17 protein-coding genes and 1 pseudogene (1 of these 18 cut by a window edge) are annotated in these 16,977 nt (G+C 51.6%); 8 read left to right on the forward strand and 10 right to left on the reverse strand.

The window, feature by feature from the left end; translation table 11 throughout:
- Positions 1 to 465 precede the first annotated feature (465 nt).
- Positions 466 to 909 (forward strand): annotated as a pseudogene (locus ACLJZ5_RS10135) (transposase); the annotation flags it as partial.
- A 312-nt stretch (positions 910 to 1,221) separates the two neighbouring features.
- On the opposite strand, the gene ACLJZ5_RS10140 reads toward ACLJZ5_RS10135, so the two are convergent.
- On the reverse strand, positions 1,222 to 2,550 hold the full coding sequence (locus ACLJZ5_RS10140) for an MFS transporter (RefSeq protein ID WP_000200570.1): 1,329 nt from the start codon (positions 2,548 to 2,550) through the stop codon (positions 1,222 to 1,224).
- A 187-nt stretch (positions 2,551 to 2,737) separates the two neighbouring features.
- Positions 2,738 to 3,898, reverse strand: a complete 1,161-nt coding sequence (locus tag ACLJZ5_RS10145) for an L-talarate/galactarate dehydratase (RefSeq protein WP_000107288.1) — start codon at positions 3,896 to 3,898, stop codon at positions 2,738 to 2,740.
- 105 nt (positions 3,899 to 4,003) lie between these two features.
- Here ACLJZ5_RS10145 and ACLJZ5_RS10150 point away from each other — a divergent pair, with 105 nt between their 5' ends.
- Entirely contained in the window at positions 4,004 to 4,903 is a 900-nt protein-coding gene (locus ACLJZ5_RS10150) for a LysR family transcriptional regulator (RefSeq protein WP_000462482.1), read from the forward strand.
- Between the two features lie 136 nt (positions 4,904 to 5,039).
- On the opposite strand, the gene ACLJZ5_RS10155 is transcribed toward ACLJZ5_RS10150, so the two are convergent.
- Positions 5,040 to 5,693, reverse strand: coding sequence for a LysE family translocator (locus ACLJZ5_RS10155; RefSeq protein WP_116526400.1), 654 nt, complete (start codon positions 5,691 to 5,693; stop codon positions 5,040 to 5,042).
- Between the two features lie 182 nt (positions 5,694 to 5,875).
- Here ACLJZ5_RS10155 and ACLJZ5_RS10160 point away from each other — a divergent pair, with 182 nt between their 5' ends.
- Positions 5,876 to 6,163 (forward strand): DUF1778 domain-containing protein, encoded by a 288-nt coding sequence (locus tag ACLJZ5_RS10160; RefSeq protein WP_000965889.1) that lies wholly within the window; start codon positions 5,876 to 5,878, stop codon positions 6,161 to 6,163.
- A complete protein-coding gene (locus tag ACLJZ5_RS10165; protein ID WP_000533909.1) occupies positions 6,151 to 6,636 on the forward strand; it encodes a GNAT family N-acetyltransferase in 486 nt (161 codons plus the stop codon). Before ACLJZ5_RS10160 ends, ACLJZ5_RS10165 begins: the two co-directional genes overlap by 13 nt.
- 371 nt (positions 6,637 to 7,007) lie before the next feature.
- Here ACLJZ5_RS10165 and cueP read toward each other — a convergent pair whose 3' ends face one another.
- The 3 genes from cueP to ACLJZ5_RS10180 all read right to left on the reverse strand — a co-directional run bounded on the left by cueP (position 7,008) and on the right by ACLJZ5_RS10180 (position 8,511).
- On the reverse strand, positions 7,008 to 7,547 hold the full coding sequence (cueP, locus tag ACLJZ5_RS10170; RefSeq protein WP_000047148.1) for a copper-binding periplasmic metallochaperone CueP: 540 nt from the start codon (positions 7,545 to 7,547) through the stop codon (positions 7,008 to 7,010).
- Positions 7,548 to 7,720: 173 nt separating this feature from the next.
- Positions 7,721 to 7,933 carry an RNA chaperone/antiterminator CspA gene (gene cspA / locus ACLJZ5_RS10175; protein WP_000014594.1) on the reverse strand — a complete coding sequence of 71 codons (213 nt, stop codon included), beginning with the start codon at positions 7,931 to 7,933 and terminating at the stop codon, positions 7,721 to 7,723.
- A 287-nt stretch (positions 7,934 to 8,220) separates the two neighbouring features.
- Entirely contained in the window at positions 8,221 to 8,511 is a 291-nt protein-coding gene (locus tag ACLJZ5_RS10180; protein ID WP_000455790.1) for an HTH-type transcriptional regulator, read from the reverse strand.
- Positions 8,512 to 8,949: 438 nt separating this feature from the next.
- Here ACLJZ5_RS10180 and ACLJZ5_RS10185 point away from each other — a divergent pair, with 438 nt between their 5' ends.
- A complete protein-coding gene (locus ACLJZ5_RS10185) occupies positions 8,950 to 9,660 on the forward strand; it encodes a DUF3053 domain-containing protein (RefSeq protein ID WP_000190524.1) in 711 nt (236 codons plus the stop codon).
- A gap of 49 nt (positions 9,661 to 9,709) precedes the next feature.
- Here ACLJZ5_RS10185 and ghrB read toward each other — a convergent pair whose 3' ends face one another.
- The gene (ghrB, locus tag ACLJZ5_RS10190; protein ID WP_024798356.1) at positions 9,710 to 10,684 is read right to left on the reverse strand and encodes a glyoxylate/hydroxypyruvate reductase GhrB; all 975 of its coding nucleotides are present in this window, start codon (positions 10,682 to 10,684) and stop codon (positions 9,710 to 9,712) included.
- 218 nt (positions 10,685 to 10,902) lie between these two features.
- Entirely contained in the window at positions 10,903 to 11,565 is a 663-nt protein-coding gene (locus ACLJZ5_RS10195; RefSeq protein WP_000747548.1) for an OmpA family lipoprotein, read from the reverse strand.
- Between the two features lie 152 nt (positions 11,566 to 11,717).
- Here ACLJZ5_RS10195 and ACLJZ5_RS10200 point away from each other — a divergent pair, with 152 nt between their 5' ends.
- Positions 11,718 to 14,051, forward strand: coding sequence for a molybdopterin guanine dinucleotide-containing S/N-oxide reductase (locus ACLJZ5_RS10200; RefSeq protein ID WP_024798355.1), 2,334 nt, complete (start codon positions 11,718 to 11,720; stop codon positions 14,049 to 14,051).
- On the opposite strand, the gene ACLJZ5_RS10205 is transcribed toward ACLJZ5_RS10200, so the two are convergent.
- Entirely contained in the window at positions 14,020 to 14,460 is a 441-nt protein-coding gene (locus tag ACLJZ5_RS10205; protein WP_000619905.1) for an N-acetyltransferase, read from the reverse strand. The two genes, ACLJZ5_RS10200 and ACLJZ5_RS10205, sit on opposite strands and share 32 nt — an antisense overlap.
- Positions 14,438 to 15,019 carry a DNA-3-methyladenine glycosylase I gene (tag, locus tag ACLJZ5_RS10210; RefSeq protein WP_024798354.1) on the reverse strand — a complete coding sequence of 194 codons (582 nt, stop codon included), beginning with the start codon at positions 15,017 to 15,019 and terminating at the stop codon, positions 14,438 to 14,440. Before tag ends, ACLJZ5_RS10205 begins: the two co-directional genes overlap by 23 nt.
- Positions 15,020 to 15,175: 156 nt before the next feature.
- On the opposite strand from tag, the gene ACLJZ5_RS10215 reads away from it, so the two are divergent.
- Together ACLJZ5_RS10215 and eptB are read left to right on the forward strand one after the other, a co-directional pair.
- Positions 15,176 to 15,880 (forward strand): autotransporter outer membrane beta-barrel domain-containing protein, encoded by a 705-nt coding sequence (locus ACLJZ5_RS10215; RefSeq protein ID WP_000637073.1) that lies wholly within the window; start codon positions 15,176 to 15,178, stop codon positions 15,878 to 15,880.
- Positions 15,881 to 16,110: 230 nt separating this feature from the next.
- Positions 16,111 to 16,977, forward strand: partial view of a kdo(2)-lipid A phosphoethanolamine 7''-transferase gene (gene eptB, locus ACLJZ5_RS10220; RefSeq protein ID WP_001269258.1) — the 5' portion only. 825 nt of this gene lie beyond the right edge of the window; only the first 867 of its 1,692 coding nucleotides appear in the window; the start codon lies at positions 16,111 to 16,113; its stop codon lies off the right edge, out of view.

Genomic DNA, 16,977 nt, shown 5'->3' on the forward strand with positions numbered 1-16,977 from the left:
GCGTTCAGTTAAATAAAAAAAACCTGCTTTCGGGCAGGTTTTTTTTATAACGTAAAGAGTGCTAGTCGATTCGCTAATAATTCTGTAACTCATAGACGCGGTTATTTCTATTGATTGGCAAGAAATATTTCAGGAATACATTAACGCTGGCGGTACGGATATTGGCGTTAGAATAGCTGCGGGTGCTTGAGACTGTTTGTCTCAGGTATTCACCAAAAGGCAGACAGAGAAAATCCCCACCTTACTATACCCAAAATAATTCGAGTTGCTTAAAGGCGGCAAGGGAGTGAGTCCCCAGGAGCATAGATAACTATGTGACTGGGGTGAGCGACAAATCTGCCGGGAGCAGATTTGAACGTCGCGTGCGACGGCCCGTCAGGGCGAGGCCCATGGATGGGCCGAGTAATCCGTAGCCAACACATAAGCAACTTGAAGTATGAAGGGTATATAAATCAAAAGTGCACTGCGCCCATTATTGATCTCTTCAATAACGAAGCGATCTCCTGCAGTATTTCAGAACGTCCAACTATGCCGATGATCGATGACATGCTCATGAAGGCATTTGCCAGACTTGATGCGGGTACCAATCCGGTTCTTCATTCAGATCAGGGCTGGCAATGCCGTCATCGATGGTACCAGTATCAGTTACGAGAGTTTGGCATCATCCAAAGTATGTCCTGCAAAGGCAACTGCCTTGATAATGCCTGTGCAGAATGTTTTTTCGGGACTTTAAAATCAGAAAGTTTTTACACCAGTAAATTTAAGGATATTGATGAACTTAAGATAGCTGTTGAGGATTACATACGATACTACAATACCCGACGAATTAGCCTTAAATTTAACGGACTCAGCCCGGTTGAATACCGCCTAAAGAGCTATCAAGGCAAGGGATGCTATCAGGAAACCTGAACGTCGGTAGATACGCTCACGCAAATGTCTCAGGGCGTGAAGCGGACATTCTTCTACAAAGCATGTCACCAGATTACAGTGAAGCCATTAATTGACAAGTGAGTCGAACCAAACGAACAGCCAGTGAAACAACTAAGGGCAGGGCCGTCTACCGGTTCGGGGTCAGTCCACTGTGAGTGTTGACGCTGCGTTGCAAAACTTCTATTGATGCACTGACTGCAACGATAAGCCAGTTAACTACTGGCACAATCCTTCTTTTCTTGTAACGTTGCCTGGATGCCCGGTAAGTTGAATTTACCGGGCATAATGACATTACATCTTCAATTCCATTCGGCTGATTTTGCCCACCACCAGTAGATAACAGAGCATGGCAGCAATCGCTGACGCGCCAACGAAAATCAGGGCGCTATTGAACGAATGCATCTCTTTAACCAGATAACCAATCACCAGCGGCGTCACGATGGAGGCCACGTTGCCGAACGCGTTAAAGAGACCGCCGCACATGCCGGCCGCTTCTTTCGGAGCCACATCGGAGACCACCGTCCAGCCCAGCGCGCCGAAGCCCTTGCCGAAAAAAGCCAGCGCCATCAGCGACACTACCACCACGTGGCTTTCAATGTAGTTACACAGGATTAATGACGTTGCCAGCAACATCCCGAAAACGATAGGGATTTTGCGCGCGGCGGTAATACTCATCCCTTTTTTCAGCAGCCAGTCTGAACATACACCGCCCAGAATACCGCCTGCGAAGCCACAAATAGCCGGAATAGAGGCGATAAAGCCGACGTTCAGAATCGACATCCCGCGTTGCTGAACCAGATAAATCGGGAACCAGGTCAGGAAGAACCAGGTGATGGAGTTAATAAAATACTGTCCCAGGAACACACCCATTAACATGCGGTTGGTCAGCATTTGTTTTACGGAGGTCCAGCCACCGGAGGATTTCTTCGCCGCCGATTTGGTGTCCATATCGATAATGGCACCGCCGTCGGTGATGTATTTCAGCTCCTGCCGGGAAATCATCGGGTGCTCGCTCGGATTATGAACGTAGCGAACCCAGATAAAGGTCAGAATAAAGCCGATAATCCCCATCACCGTGAAGACATGCTGCCAGCCCCAGGCAAAGGTTAGCCAGCCGAGCAACGGGGAAAAGAGCGCCAGTGCGAAATACTGCCCGGCGTTAAAACAGGCCGTGGCGGTGGCGCGTTCATTGGTCGGGAACCAGGCAGCAACAATGCGGGCGTTCGCCGGGAAAGAGGGCGCTTCGGAAAAACCCAGCATAAAGCGCAGGAAGAACAGGCTGATAACCGTCCAGGCGAGCGGCATCAATTCCACGAAGCCTTGCAGGAAGGTAAAGATAGACCAGAAAAAGAGGCTCCAGGTATAAACCTTTTTCGAGCCGTATTTATCGAGCAGCCAGCCGCCTGGGATTTGCATCACCAGATAGGCCCAGCCGAAGGCGGAGAAAATAAGCCCCATGTCGCCAGGATCAAGACCTAATTCTTTGGCGACGGAACTCCCGGCAATGGATAATGTGGCGCGGTCGGCATAGTTGACGCTGGTAATTAAAAAGACGACCACTAATATAAGATAACGAATATGGCTATTTTGCTTTCTCAATTGTGTTGTATGGCTGGTCATTGAAAACCTCTTACAGGGTACAGTGTTCTATTTAGTTATTTTTTGAAAACCATCCGTGCCAATACAGATAAAAATAGAAAAGAGAAAATGCAGGGCGCTTTTATTCACGCCCTGTGTGAGGAAATATCTCCCCGGTATGTTCAATAAGGTGCCAGTCTGTATAACAGCTTCGGTTTATTACACAGAATTAATGACGTTTTCCGGTTTCAAAGCTTGCCACGGTCCAGGCGGTGGTTTGCTCGTGCAGCGACAGGCCAAGACCCGGGCGCGTCGGCACAATCATCTGGCCGTCGCGAATTTCCAGACGCTCGTTAAAGACCGGCTCCAGCCACTCGAAATGCTCAACCCAGGTTTCATGGGCGTATGCGGCAGCCAGATGTAAGTGAATTTCCATAACGAAATGCGGTGCCATCATCAAACCGTGGTCTTCTGCCATCTGCTGAACTTTCAGGAACGGAGTGATACCCCCAATGCGCGGGGCGTCGTGCATCACTAAATCTACCGCACCCTGACGGATATATTCGGCCACTTCACCCGCGCTGGTGAGCATCTCACCGGTACCGACCGGCGTAACGAGGTTGGACGAAAGCATGCGGTGGCCGTCCACATCGTAGGCATCCAGCGGCTCTTCAATCCATTGCAGGTTGTACTGTTCCATAGCCATGCCCATCCGCAGTGCGGTGGTGCGGTCCCACTGCTGGTTCACGTCGACCATCAGCGGTGTGTCATCGCCCAGTGCTTTACGAATGGCGTCAACGCGCTGCAGATCCTGACGGCGATCCGGGTGGCCGACTTTCATTTTGATGCCACCAATACCGCGTGCCAGAGAGGCTTTTGATTTGTCGATGATTTCGTCCACTGATGCCTGCAGATAACCGCCGGAGGTGTTGTAGCAACGTACTTCGTTACGCTGCGCACCCAATAATTTTGCCAGCGACAGGTTGGCGCGTTTAGCTTTCAGGTCCCACAGTGCGGTATCAAACGCGGCAATGGCTTGTGTCGCCAGACCGCTACGGCCGACGGATGCGCCCGCCCAAACCAGTTTGCTCCACAAGCGGGGAATGTCGTTCGGATCTTCGCCAATCAGCAGCGGTGCCATCTCTTTGGCGTGGCTGAATTGCGCCGGGCCGCCGTTACGTAATGTGTAGGTAAAACCAAGCCCGCGAAAACCCTGTTCGGTTTCGATTTCCGCTACCAGCAGCGCCACATCTTTCAGCGCGTTCTGGCGGCCGGTCAGGACTTTCGCATCGCTCACTGCCGTGTTCAGCGGCACATTAACGGAAGAGAGTTTTATCCAACTGATATGGTCAAAAGCGCCAGCCTGGGCAAGAGTACTCTGTGTGGACATAGACGAACCTTGTATTAGATGTTGTATAGGGCTTTACCAGATTGCGCCTGTGGACTCATACTGTCTAATCCAATCAGAGAATTGATTTATACTGGATTTGTATATATGTTTGAGTTAAGCCAACTGAGATTTTTCCTCGCCGTTGCTACCGAACTGAATTTTTCGCGCGCAGCAAAACGGTTAAATATGACGCAGCCGCCTCTCAGCAGGCAGATCCAGCTGCTGGAACATCAACTGGGTGTTGAGCTGTTTGATCGCACTACTCGATCAGTAGTGCTCACGGCCGCTGGCAGGCGATTTTTTATCGAGGCGCAGGATTTATTGCAGCGCGCGCATGTGGCGATGCTGAACGCGCAGAAGATGTCACAGGGCAATATTGGCTCGGTAAATATCAGCTTTGTGGCGAGCGCAGTATATGCATTTTTGCCGATGGTAGTCGCCAGGGGTAAAGAGCGTTATCCGCACATTGATATCTCGCTCAAGGAGATGACCACCGGTGAGCAATTCGAAGCTCTACGCCTGCGGCAAAGCGATATTGGCCTGGTGCGTGCCCCTTCGGCTTTGACCGGGGTGAGCAGTGAAATTCTGGTGAGCGAGCCGTTTGTGCTGGCGGTGCCACGTCAGCATGAGCTGGCAACGTTGTCGGATATTACAATTGCCCATCTCGATAAACAGCCGTTTATTATGTACGCATTATCCGCCTGGCAGCCATTTTATGAACTGCTGACCGGGATGTTCCGCTCGAATAATATACAACCGGATTATGTGCAATATATTGGCTCAACGCTGACAATTCTCTCACTGGTAAACGCCGGTATGGGTATGGCATTCGTCCCGGAAAGTGCTGCGCGTATTTTGTTTGATAATATCGTCTATCGCCATATTACCTTGCCCGCAGGGATTGAAAGCCTGCTGTATCTGGCCTGGCGCGATGACAATGATAATCCTGCCTTTAAAGTGATGCTTGAATTAATAAAATTCTCAATGGTTCTAAAGAAGAAGTGACATGTTCTCCATAAACAAACATAAAACAATGCTGGCAACGTCCGCTTCTGGTTGTGAGTTCAACGGGACGAGCTAACTGCGCTGAAGGTCCGCAGTGAGCGAGAAACGGATACTGGGTTTACCGTTTCGGTAAAACTTAACGGGCAGATTTCGATACTACACCAGACCCGCTAAACAACATGCGGATACCCAGGCCAATCATGACAACGCCTGTAAATCGTTCCTGCCATTTGATAAAGTCTGGGTGTTTACCCAGCCAGTTCCCAAATGTCCCTGATGCCATCGCGACTGACCCCAGGGAAACAATTCCTGCCAGCTTTTGGATACTCCCCAGAACAAGCAATTGCATCCAGACAGGACCCGCGGCGGGATCGACAAACTGAGGAAGAAAAGCAAACATGAACAGCAGGGATTTTGGGGTAGTCAGGCTGTTCAGGGCGCCTTCCTTAACGGCATTCCAGTCAGAAATTTTTGCAGTTTTTCGCAGCCGCGTATCAGTGCCTGAAGTCGCAATCATTTTTATGCCCAGCCACATCAGATAAGCCGCACCAGCCCACCTTAGCAGATCCAGCGCAACCGGCCAGGCATGAACAACGGTTACCAGCCCCAGGACAAGAAAAGAAACTTGCACAAAACCTGCTACAAATACATTGCCCAGTACCGTAAGCACTGCAATACGTCTTCCCTGACCAACTCCTCTGGCGATAGTCAGCATCATGTCTGGCCCCGGAGAAATCTCCAGAAGCATCAGCGCGAGAAGGAAAGCCATAAACGTTTCGATGGAAGGCATCCTGATTGAGTCCGGAAAAATATTTCCGCTACGTTACCTCAGTCAGTTTCGAGCCGAAAGCGAAATATACTGTAATTTCCGCTGCTGGCGCAAAGCGGACATCAGTATTCAAAAAATGAAAAACGACGACTTGATGTATATCGTTTGCTATACATGGTGGTTGTGCTATCATTGTAAAGCAAATGCTATACAAGGGGTGTCTCATGAAATCAGATGTTCAACTTAACCTTAGAGCTAAGGAATCGCAGCGGGCGCTCATTGATGCAGCTGCGGAAATCCTTCACAAGTCACGTACAGATTTCATTCTGGAAACGGCCTGCCGGGCTGCCGAGAATGTGATCCTTGACCGCCGTGTATTTAACTTTAACGATGAGCAATATGAGGAGTTCATCAATCTGCTTGATGCACCGGTCGCAGATGATCCCGTTATCGAAAAACTGCTGGCAAGGAAACCTCAGTGGGACGTGTAACAGCACCAGAACCTTTGTCCGCTTTTCATCAGGTAGCTGAGTTCGTCAGCGGTGAAGCTGTGCTCGATGACTGGTTGAAGCAAAAGGGCCTCAAAAACCAGGCTCTCGGAGCGGCCAGAACATTTGTGGTGTGCAAGAAAGACACGAAGCAAGTAGCCGGTTTTTACTCTCTGGCCACCGGTAGCGTCAACCATACAGAAGCGACAGGCAACCTTCGGCGTAACATGCCAGATCCCATCCCTGTCATTATACTTGCCCGTCTTGCTGTCGATCTCTCATTCCATGGAAAAGGGCTTGGTGCTGATTTACTTCATGATGCAGTGCTTCGTTGCTATCGGGTTGCCGAGAATATTGGTGTACGTGCAATCATGGTTCATGCACTTACCGAAGAAGCCAAAAATTTCTACATTCACCATGGTTTCAAATCATCACAAACTCAGCAGCGAACATTGTTCCTTAGGCTCCCTCAATAGAATGCAAAGACTGTTATGTTCAAATCGCTATAAGCGATAATTTGATAGAACGTCTAAGGTTAAATTCAGGAAGAATACGACGAACAAAATATTGATGAGACAGGAATCCGCGTGATGCAAGAAAGCAACGGAATGGATATTCCGATTGCGGAAAATGTTATTTAGTTATAGCCAGAAACAAAAAAGAGCCCATGTATTAAATGGACTCTTTCTCTGATGCCGCGGTTAATCTGTCTAGGTTTTTGGGGTCAGTACAAAGTGAGCCCACCTCTGCCATTCTTGTGGCGTTATGCATTCTCAAGGCACTCTGTTAATTTTATCTTGTTGGCGTTTTATAGGCCCGATAACCCATTATGTTATCGGGCATTTTTTTAACGTAATGGTAATTCCGTCAGACAGGTCTGGCTGTCATCTCTGGTGGCAATGGCATGTGACGCCGTTTTACCGTTGTAGCTTACTTCCAGCGTCCCTTCCATATTGCGCGGTAGCCAAACACCGATAAATCCGTTTCGATAGCTTTGCATCTCTTTTTGTACGATGACAGCGCCTTTACTGTCTGTCACTTTTACAGTGAACGGTTTATTCGGCATTTCTCCCTGACAGCCGGAAAGGCTGTGGTTAAAACAGGGGTGTGTCCGCCATTCATAGGGCGCAAAAGAGAGATAGAATTTGTCGCCTAACGGCAGCGTATAAATCTGCTCTCCGTCAGATAATTTGAGCTCGGTACTGGTAATCGACGCGGAGTAAGGCAAAGGACGGCTCTGCGGCGTCTGATCAATCGTATCCACGATCTGCTCAACCGTTTTTCCCGCCAGCCCATGTTGCGCCAGAAAAGCGGATTCTGAGGATGCCGCAAGCGCGGAGCCGCTGGCGCATAAACCCAAAAGTAATAACCATGATGATTTCGACATAACTTCAATTCCTTGTGAACAATCTCCTTACCTACTATAGGGGTTCCCCTAAGGGAAAGGTCAAAGGGACGCAGGGTAAAGTAATGCAAAGTTATGCTGGGGGAGAGAGGGGAATTGGAATAAAAAAAATCCCCGCCATCAGGCAGGGATTCAAAATTCTGAGCTTTTTAAGCTTACAGGCTGGTTACGTTGCCAGCTGCCGGGCCCTTAGCGCCGCTTTCGATGGTGAAGGAAACTTTCTGACCTTCGTCCAGAGATTTGTAACCATCGTTCTGAATAGCGGAGAAGTGTACGAACACGTCTTTAGAACCGTCATCAGGAGTAATAAAGCCGAAGCCTTTATCAGCGTTGAACCATTTTACGATACCAGTCATTTTACCGGACATAGTGTATTACCTTTTAAAAAATAAGTGTGCCTTTCGGCGTTATGGCGTGCTTTACAGATTTTTTAAGCGTTAAGGAAATGCGCACTACGAGGGGTATCTAATGGATAACTCTTGAAGGGACTTGCCTTACTAAACTGCTTTAATGGTCTGTACGTCAAACCGTTGAACACATTAACTCATGTAATGCCGGGCGATGCAACTTTTATTTTACTTTATTTCTCCAGGTCAGGAATCGGGCGGGGAAAACGGTCCTTACGCAGGACCGTTAAAACAGAAAGGGGTAAAAATTACTCCATCAATTGCTTACTTAAGCGTGGGTTTGCCTGTATCAGGCGCATCAATTTGAGCTCTGCTGGCGTGGGTTTTTCGCGTTTCGATTCCCATTCCTGAACCATGGCAACCGTTACGCCCAGCGCTCTGGCGAATTCATCTGTTTTTAGTCCCGTCCCTCTCCGTAACTGTTCAAATTCGGTAAAAGGATTGGGTTTTTGCGTCAGGGTGATCTTTCGCGTTTCATCTTTAAAAACAATTTGTTCCAGGCTGCTCAGCAGCTCAAACATCGGATCTTTATATTCCATTGAGAACTCCTGTAAATCACACAGCGGGATCGTGAAGTGCATCGAAGCCTCTTAAGAATAGTCGGGAAACTTGCGGGTGGGGGGCGACGCGCCGCCAGGAAGCGCTATCGATTCGTTTCGATGCCTTACGCTACGCGACTTTTAGGACGCTAACAATTTGATCCAGGAAGGTATATCCGTCTTTCAGAAAATAATTGTAAAGATTAAAAAAATATTACATCCCCCGCTGGAAAGCTTTCTTGCCGCGTTTTTTATCGCAGTGCCAGGCCAAAAATTAACAATAAAATAACAAATTAAGCATTGATGCAGATAAACATAATTTTCCGCTACAAGATCGCGTGGAAAGGGTATCCTGCAAGCCTGACCTGGACTATCCTTGTAAGCCGTCAGGCACGCAGGTGTCGTTGTGCGCATTTTTGGGTGAAAGGAGTATTAACAATGGCGACAGGTAAGTCCTGCTCTCGCTGGTTTGCGCCTGTTGTGGCGTTATTAATGGTGTTTAGCCTGAGCGGGTGTTTTGATAAAGAAGGCGATCAGCGCAAAGCGTTTGTCGATTTCCTGCAGAATACAGCAATGCGTAGCGGAGAGCGTTTACCAACGCTGACGGCCGATCAGAAAAAACAGTTTGGTCCGTTCGTGTCTGATTACGCGATACTGTATGGCTACTCGCAGCAGGTAAACCAGGCGATGGATTCCGGTCTGCGCCCGGTGGTCGATAGCGTTAACGCCATCCGCGTTCCGCAGGATTATATGACGCAACGCGAGCCGCTGCGGCAGGCAAATGGTTCGTTAGGCGTGCTGGCGCAACAGTTGCAGAATGCAAAACTGCAGGCTGATGCCGCGCATGGCGCGTTAAAGCAGGCCGATGACCTGAAACCTGTGTTTGATCAGGTCTACAAAAAAGTGGTCACCGTGCCGGCAGATGCTTTGCAGCCGCTGATCCCGGCGGCGCAGATCTTTACGCAGCAGTTGGTACAAGTGGGCGATTATATTGCGCAACAGGGCGAGCAGGTGAGCTTTGTCGCGAACGGCATTCAGTTCCCGACCTCACAGCAGGCCAGCCAATATAATGCGCTGATTGGGCCGTTGGCCTCGCAGCACCAGGCGTTTAATCAGGCCTGGACGGCGGCGGTAAACGCAACCCAGTAATGACAGTCTGCCCGATAAGCGCAAGCCAGCGCTTATCGGGCCTGTAGCGTTATCCCGCCGCCTGCGGATTGACGCAGTTCTTCTCTATTTTTCCCTGCAGCGCATCAATCAAATTATCCACCGCACAGGCCATCATGTTGTAGCGCGTCTCATGCGTTGCCGAGCCAATATGCGGCACCGCGACGACATTAGACATGTTCAGCAGGGGCGAATCCACGGATAGCGGTTCATGCTCAAAGACATCCAGACCTGCCGCATATATTTCACCGTTTTGCAGCGCGGCAATCAGCGCGTTTTCATCGACCACCGGGCCGCGTCCGGCATTAATAAAAATGGCGGACGATTTCATTCTGGCAAACTGTGTTGCGCCAAACAGATGTCGCGTTTCTGCCGTTAGCGGCAGGATCACGCAGACAAAATTAGCCTCCTGCAACAACGTATCCAGATCGCAGTAGCGGGCGTTAAACCGGTCTTCTGCCTCCTGATGCCGCCGACGGGCGTGATAGAGAACCGGCATGGTAAACCCAAAGTGCGCTCGCTGCGCCAGCGCCATCCCGATACGCCCCATCCCAACGATACCGAGTGTTTTGTGATGCACATCGACGCCAAACCACGCCGGGCCAATGCTTTCTGTCCATTCACCCGCTTTAACCCGTTCTGCGACGTCCACCACGCGGCGGGCAGTGGCCAGCATCAACGCCATCACCGTATCGGCAACGGTTTCCGTCAAAACGGCAGGCGTGTGCATCAGGACTATTTTGCGGGCAGTAAGGGCGTCCACCTCGACATTATCGTATCCCACCGAGATGGTCGACGCCGCGCGTAGCGCCGGCATTTTTTCCAGCAGCGCGCGGTTAACGGTTTCGCTGGCGCCCAGAAGGCCTTGCGCGCTGGCAAATGCCTGCGCGTGTCGCGCGACCGTTTCCGGATGCAGGTTCGGTACCTGGGTGACGGTAAAATGCGTCTCCAGGCGATGCAGCAAATCATCAGGCAGGGTTTTGTAGAGAATGATGGACGGCTTCATGCGACTCTCCGTAAATCAAAAGGTAAGCGCGGCATGCGCCAACCGGAACAGGCTTATTATTAACCCGTTTAGCCATCATCGACCAGCCAATTTCCCCGCTGTCGGCAGCCGTGTCGTGGTAAATAATGAATGAATACCGAGTAATGCGCGATGTATCCGGTTTGGCGAGGGAGTAATGCAGGCCGGGTAAAGCATACCGCTTTACCCGGTACGGTAGTTTACTGCAATGGACTCAAGGTAATTTCGACGCGGCGGTTTTGCGCCTTACCTTCTGCCGTACTGTTGCTGGCGATCGGGTTCGCCGGACCCATTCCGCTGGTACGGATACGGCTGGCGTCGACGCCCTGGGTGATCAGCGAACTGGCGACTGAGTCAGCACGTTGCTGCGACAGACGCATATTCAGATCGTGGCTACCGGTGCTGTCGGTGTAGCCCACCACATTGACGGCGGTCTTGGGATACTCTTTCAGCACCATCGCCACGCCGGTCAGCGTGTTAGCGCCTGCCGGTTTCAGCGTCGCGCTGCTGCTGTCGAAGGTGACATTATTCGGCATATTCAGAATGATATTATCGCCGCTTCGCGTCACGCTAACGCCTGTGCCCCGCATTTTGTCACGCAGTTTCGCTTCCTGTACGTCCATGTAGTAACCCACGCCGCCGCCCAGCGCCGCGCCAGCCGCCGCGCCAATCAGCGCGCCTTTACCGCGATCTTTTTTGGAGGAGGAGAGTGCGCCGATGCCTGCGCCGACCAGCGATCCAATACCCGCACCAATGCCGGATTTACCTGCTTCGCGTTCGCCGGTGTAAGGGTTTGTTGTGCAGCCAGATACTGCCAGGGCGCCGCTCACGATGGCAGCAATCACAAATACACGTTTTTTCATCTTAAATCCTTATCACTTTTTTATTTTTACCACAGCGACCGTGGCGGTTGATTATGACGTCTGCACATGAAGAAAATTCCAGGGAAAACTCTGAAATTTGTAAGTAACATTGATCGGCAAAATAAATAATCCCAATAATTCAGGAGCGAACCTTGACCCACGCACCATCGCGTCATTCGGTATTGACCGCCGCACACTGGGGGCCAGTCCGCGTTGAAACCGACGGAGAACGCATTTTTGCCTCGTATGGCGAACTCCCGACGGCATACCAGAACTCCCTGCAAACCGTTGTGCATGACCAGGTGCACAGTAAAACGCGGGTTCGCTTCCCGATGGTGCGTAAAGGGTTCCTGGCTTCTCCCGATAAGCCGCAAGGCATACGCGGGCAGGATGAGTTTGTTCGCGTAAGTTGGGATGACGCGCTGGACCTGATCCACGCTCAGCACAAACGTATTCGCGAAAGTTATGGGCCATCGTCCATCTTCGCTGGCTCCTACGGTTGGCGTTCGAACGGCGTATTGCATAAAGCGGCTACGCTATTGCAGCGTTACATGGCGCTGGCGGGAGGGTATACCGGCCATCTTGGCGATTATTCCACCGGCGCGGCGCAGGCTATCATGCCTTATGTGGTGGGTGGCAACGAGGTCTACCAGCAGCAGACTAGCTGGCCGGTGGTGCTGGAACACAGCGAGGTGGTGGTGCTCTGGAGCGCGAACCCGCTGAATACTCTGAAAATTGCCTGGAACGCCTCGGATGAGCAGGGGCTCGACTATTTTGCGGCGTTGCGACAAAGCGGCAAACGCCTGATCTGCATCGATCCAATGCGATCGGAAAGCGTCGACTTTTTTGGCGATAAGATGGAGTGGATCGCCCCACATATGGGCACCGATGTGGCGTTAATGTTGGGGATCGCCCATACGCTGGTGGAAAACGGTTGGCAGGATGAAACGTTCCTTGCCCGCTGCACGACGGGTTATGACCGCTTCGCCGACTATCTTTTGGGCACGACCGACGGCACGGCCAAAACAGCGGAATGGGCGGCAGAAATTTGCGGCGTTTCTGCGGTGAAAATCCGCGAACTGGCGGAAATATTTCATCATAACACCACCATGTTGATGGCCGGTTGGGGAATGCAGCGTCAGCAGTTCGGCGAGCAAAAGCACTGGATGATCGTTACGCTGGCCGCAATGCTGGGGCAAATTGGTACGCCTGGCGGCGGGTTTGGTTTTTCTTATCATTTTGCTAACGGCGGAAACCCGACGCGCCGCGCCGCCGTGTTAGCCTCGATGCAGGGAAGCATCCCTGGCGGGGTCGATGCGGTAGATAAAATACCGGTGGCGCGTATTGTCGAGGCGCTGGAAAACCCCGGTGGGTTTTACCAACACAATGGGATGGATCGCCGCTTCCCGGATATTCGTTTTATCTGGTGGGCGGGCGGCGCGAACTTTACCCATCATCAGGATACCAACCGTCTGATTCGCGCGTGGCAAAAACCGGAACTGGTCGTTATCTCGGAATGTTTCTGGACGGCCGCCGCGAAACACGCGGATATTGTTCTGCCTGCGACCACCAGCTATGAGCGTAACGATTTAACCATGACCGGCGACTATAGCAATCAGCATTTGGCGCCGATGAAGCAGGTCGTGTCGCCCCGGTGGGAGGCGCGGAATGATTTTGACGTTTTTGCTGAACTGAGCGAACGGTGGGAAGCCGGCGGTTACGCTCGGTTCACCGAAGGAAAAAGTGAGCTGGCGTGGCTGGAGACTTTCTACAATATTGCCGCCCAGCGTGGCGCCAGCCAGGGGGTGACGCTGCCGCCGTTTGCCGCATTCTGGCAGGCTAACCGTTTACTGGAAATGCCGGAGAATCCCGCCAACGCGCAGTTTGTGCGCTTTGCGGATTTTCGCCGCGATCCTGATAACCATCCGCTAAAAACGGCCAGCGGCAAAATCGAAATCTATTCTGCGCGCATTGCCAGCTATGGTTACGCGGATTGTCCCGGTCATCCGATGTGGCTGGTGCCGGATGAGTGGCACGGGAACGCCGATGCGGGGCAGGTTCAGCTACTTTCCGCGCATCCGGCGCATCGTCTGCATAGCCAGCTCAACTACAGTTCATTACGGGAGCGGTATGCGGTAGCCGGACGCGAACCGGTGACGATTCATCCGCAGGATGCGACAACGCGCGGAATCGTCGATGGCGATACGGTACGCGTCTGGAATCATCGCGGGCAGGTTCTGGCGGGCGCGGTCGTTACCGACGGAATCCGGCCTGGAGTTATCTGTATTCACGAAGGCGCATGGCCGGACCCTGAACCTACCGCAGGCGGCATATGCAAAAACGGCGCGGTAAACGTCCTGACAAAAGATCTTCCCAGTTCCCGGCTGGGGAACGGTTGTGCGGGCAACACCGCGCTGGTCTGGTTTGAGAAATATACCGGCCCGGCGCTACCGCTTACGGCGTTTGATCCGCCTGCCAACTCATAATCCAGGTGGGGTGGGCGGTATCCTCCTGCCAGGCGCTATCTTCAATACGAAAACCAAGCGCATGGTAGAAGTTTACGGCGGATTGATTTTTCTGGTAAACCTCAAGGCTCAGCAGAGGAAAACGTTGCTGGACATATTCCAGAAGCGCTTTGCCAATGCCCTGTCTTAACGCGTCGGGGGCGACAAACAGCGCCCCGACAAAACGGGCTTCCAGTACGCTGACGAAGCCTTTCAGTTGTCCATTTTCCTCCCATACCCAGGTTTGCGCGGCGGGTAAATAGACGTCGCGTACAATTGCTTCGCTCTCGTGCCAGTAACGTTCTTCGATAAAGGGATGGGCATAAATAGTACTTTTCATCCACAGCGCCAGAATAGACGCCATGTCTTCACTCTGGGATTTGCGAATCATGTTTTTCTCCCGGATGGCAAAAACAGCCGGTAATATGGTCGTTGACCAGTCCGCACGCCTGCATAAAGGAGTAACAGATAGTCGTACCGACAAACTTGAAACCGCGTTTTTTTAATGCCTTAGCAAGCGCATCGGACGCAGGTGTTGAGGTAGGGATCTCATCCAGGCTGGCCGCCTGGGTGATCTGCGGCTGGCCATCAACGAATGACCAGACAAAATCGGCGAAAGACTCGCCGTTTTGCTCCATCGCAAGCCAGGCGCGGGCGTTACTGATAATGGCCTGAATTTTACCGCGATGTCGTATGATGCCCGTATTTTGCAGCAGGTGTTCAACCTCCTCCTCCTGCATAGCTGCGATGCGTACCGGGTCAAACTGATGAAAACAGGCGCGATAGTTCTCTCTCTTTTTAAGCACGGTGATCCAGGATAAACCGGCCTGTTGACCTTCAAGACAGATCATTTCAAACAGCTTTCTGCTGTCAGTCTCCGGCACGCCCCACTCGTTATCATGATAGGCAATATAAAGGGGGTCCTGGCTGACCCAGTCGCAACGCTGCATAGACTTCCTCGTTATTGTGGTTACCGCGAAAATTTCCTTCAACCCGCCTTGACGGGCCCGCTAAAAGGACAATAGTTAATACAGGGCTGATGCCCGACATCCTTCATTCAATGACAATAATATCGCCGAATTCGGCTCTACTCTGGAGTCGCGTTGATGATTGTAAGAAAACGCCGTGGTCGCCGGACATTGCGTTGTCTGGCGGGCCTTATGGCCTGCTCGTTTTTTATCAATACCACGTATGCCTGGCAACAAGAATATATCGCTGAAGCGGCTCCGGGGCATACGACGGAACGCTATACCTGGGACAGCGATCACCAACCGAATTACAACGACATACTGGCCGAACGTATTCAGTCTACGCAAAATACGGTGGGTCCGGTGCTTAGCCTGGCGGATGAAACCCCGCTTGATGCGACCAGCGGTATCAGTATGGGCTGGAATTTTCCGCTTTCCCGACGCGTGACCACTGGGCCGGTCGCGGCGTTGCATTACGACGGTTCGACGTCATCAATGTATAACGAATATGGCGATAGCGCGACGACATTAGCGCTTACCGATCCGTTATGGCACGCCAGCGTCAGTACGTTAGGCTGGCGGGTAAACTCGCAGTTCGGCGATGTCCGTCCCTGGGCGCAAATTAGCTATAACCAACAGTTTGGGGAAAATATCTGGAAAGCGCAGTCCGGATTGAGTCGTATGACCGCAGGAAATCAGGCGGGAAACTGGCTGGATGTCACCGTAGGCGCGGACGTGTTACTTAACCCGCACATGGCGGCGTATGCGGCATTTTCCCAGGCGGAAAATAGCGCTACGGATAGCGATTATTTGTATACCCTGGGGGTGAGCGCTCGCTTTTAACGAGATAAACCGCCGCCTGGACTTATTAGAAGTTCATCTAATACCCTGTCTATATATTTACAAAAATATATAGGTCAATCACATTCTCTATAGACACTTTTTGCGCTTCCTGTGGTCTACTTAGCCGCGCTGGTAGACTTTCTCACATCTGCGTTAGCCGCATATTTACCTGTTTGATTAAAAAATCGTTGTACAGGTCGTTTTTATCCCGATTCCCAGGGTTTGTTTGCATGAGATACATTAAATCGATGACGCAGCAGAAACTTAGTTTCTTGCTTGCGCTCTATATCGGTCTGTTTATGAATTGCGCCGTGTTTTACCGCCGTTTCGGCAGTTATGCGCAAGAATTTACCATTTGGAAAGGCCTCTCCGCAGTTGTCGAACTTGGCGCCACGGTGCTGGTCACTTTCTTCTTACTTCGTCTTCTTTCACTGTTTGGCCGACGCGTCTGGCGTGTGCTGGCCACGCTGGTGGTGCTGTTTTCCGCTGGCGCCAGTTATTACATGACCTTCCTGAACGTGGTGATTGGCTACGGCATTATTGCGTCTGTTATGACCACCGATATCGATCTCTCGAAAGAGGTGGTGGGGCTGCACTTCGTATTGTGGCTGATTGCCGTGAGCGTGCTTCCGCTCATCTTTATCTGGAGTAACCACTGTCGCTACACGTTGTTGCGCCAGCTACGTACGCCGGGGCAGCGTTTTCGCAGCGCCGCTGTAGTGGTACTCGCAGGCGTAATGGTGTGGGCGCCTATCCGCCTGCTGGATATACAGCAAAAAAAGGTTGAACGGGCGACAGGTATCGACTTACCCAGCTATGGCGGCGTGGTGGCGAACTCCTATCTGCCTTCAAACTGGTTATCTGCGTTAGGGCTGTATGCCTGGGCGCAGGTAGATGAGTCGTCGGACAATAATTCGTTAATAAACCCGGCCAGGAAATTTACCTATGTTGCGCCGAAGGATGGGGATGACACCTACGTCGTTTTCATTATCGGTGAGACGACCCGTTGGGATCACATGGGGATTTTCGGCTACGAGCGTAATACCACGCCGAAGCTGGCGCAGGAAAAAAATCTGGCGGCGTTCCGCGGCTATTCC

The sequence above is a fragment of the Salmonella sp. 5800 genome, from assembly GCF_046558195.1.
GTDB classification, from domain to species: Bacteria; Pseudomonadota; Gammaproteobacteria; order Enterobacterales; family Enterobacteriaceae; genus Salmonella; species Salmonella enterica.

Excerpts from the sequence above, each read along its gene's own strand:
- ACLJZ5_RS10140 (WP_000200570.1), bottom strand. The coding sequence starts at position 2,550 with ATGACCAGCCATACAACACAATTGAGAAAGCAAAATAGCCATATTCGT.
- ACLJZ5_RS10145 (WP_000107288.1), bottom strand. The coding sequence starts at position 3,898 with ATGTCCACACAGAGTACTCTTGCCCAGGCTGGCGCTTTTGACCATATC.
- ACLJZ5_RS10150 (WP_000462482.1), top strand. The coding sequence starts at position 4,004 with ATGTTTGAGTTAAGCCAACTGAGATTTTTCCTCGCCGTTGCTACCGAA.
- ACLJZ5_RS10155 (WP_116526400.1), bottom strand. The coding sequence starts at position 5,693 with ATGCCTTCCATCGAAACGTTTATGGCTTTCCTTCTCGCGCTGATGCTT.
- ACLJZ5_RS10160 (WP_000965889.1), top strand. The coding sequence starts at position 5,876 with ATGCTATACAAGGGGTGTCTCATGAAATCAGATGTTCAACTTAACCTT.
- cueP (WP_000047148.1), bottom strand. The coding sequence starts at position 7,547 with ATGTCGAAATCATCATGGTTATTACTTTTGGGTTTATGCGCCAGCGGC.
- cspA (WP_000014594.1), bottom strand. The coding sequence starts at position 7,933 with ATGTCCGGTAAAATGACTGGTATCGTAAAATGGTTCAACGCTGATAAA.
- ACLJZ5_RS10180 (WP_000455790.1), bottom strand. The coding sequence starts at position 8,511 with ATGGAATATAAAGATCCGATGTTTGAGCTGCTGAGCAGCCTGGAACAA.
- ACLJZ5_RS10185 (WP_000190524.1), top strand. The coding sequence starts at position 8,950 with ATGGCGACAGGTAAGTCCTGCTCTCGCTGGTTTGCGCCTGTTGTGGCG.
- ghrB (WP_024798356.1), bottom strand. The coding sequence starts at position 10,684 with ATGAAGCCGTCCATCATTCTCTACAAAACCCTGCCTGATGATTTGCTG.
- ACLJZ5_RS10195 (WP_000747548.1), bottom strand. The coding sequence starts at position 11,565 with ATGAAAAAACGTGTATTTGTGATTGCTGCCATCGTGAGCGGCGCCCTG.
- ACLJZ5_RS10205 (WP_000619905.1), bottom strand. The coding sequence starts at position 14,460 with ATGATTCGCAAATCCCAGAGTGAAGACATGGCGTCTATTCTGGCGCTG.
- tag (WP_024798354.1), bottom strand. The coding sequence starts at position 15,019 with ATGCAGCGTTGCGACTGGGTCAGCCAGGACCCCCTTTATATTGCCTAT.
- ACLJZ5_RS10215 (WP_000637073.1), top strand. The coding sequence starts at position 15,176 with ATGATTGTAAGAAAACGCCGTGGTCGCCGGACATTGCGTTGTCTGGCG.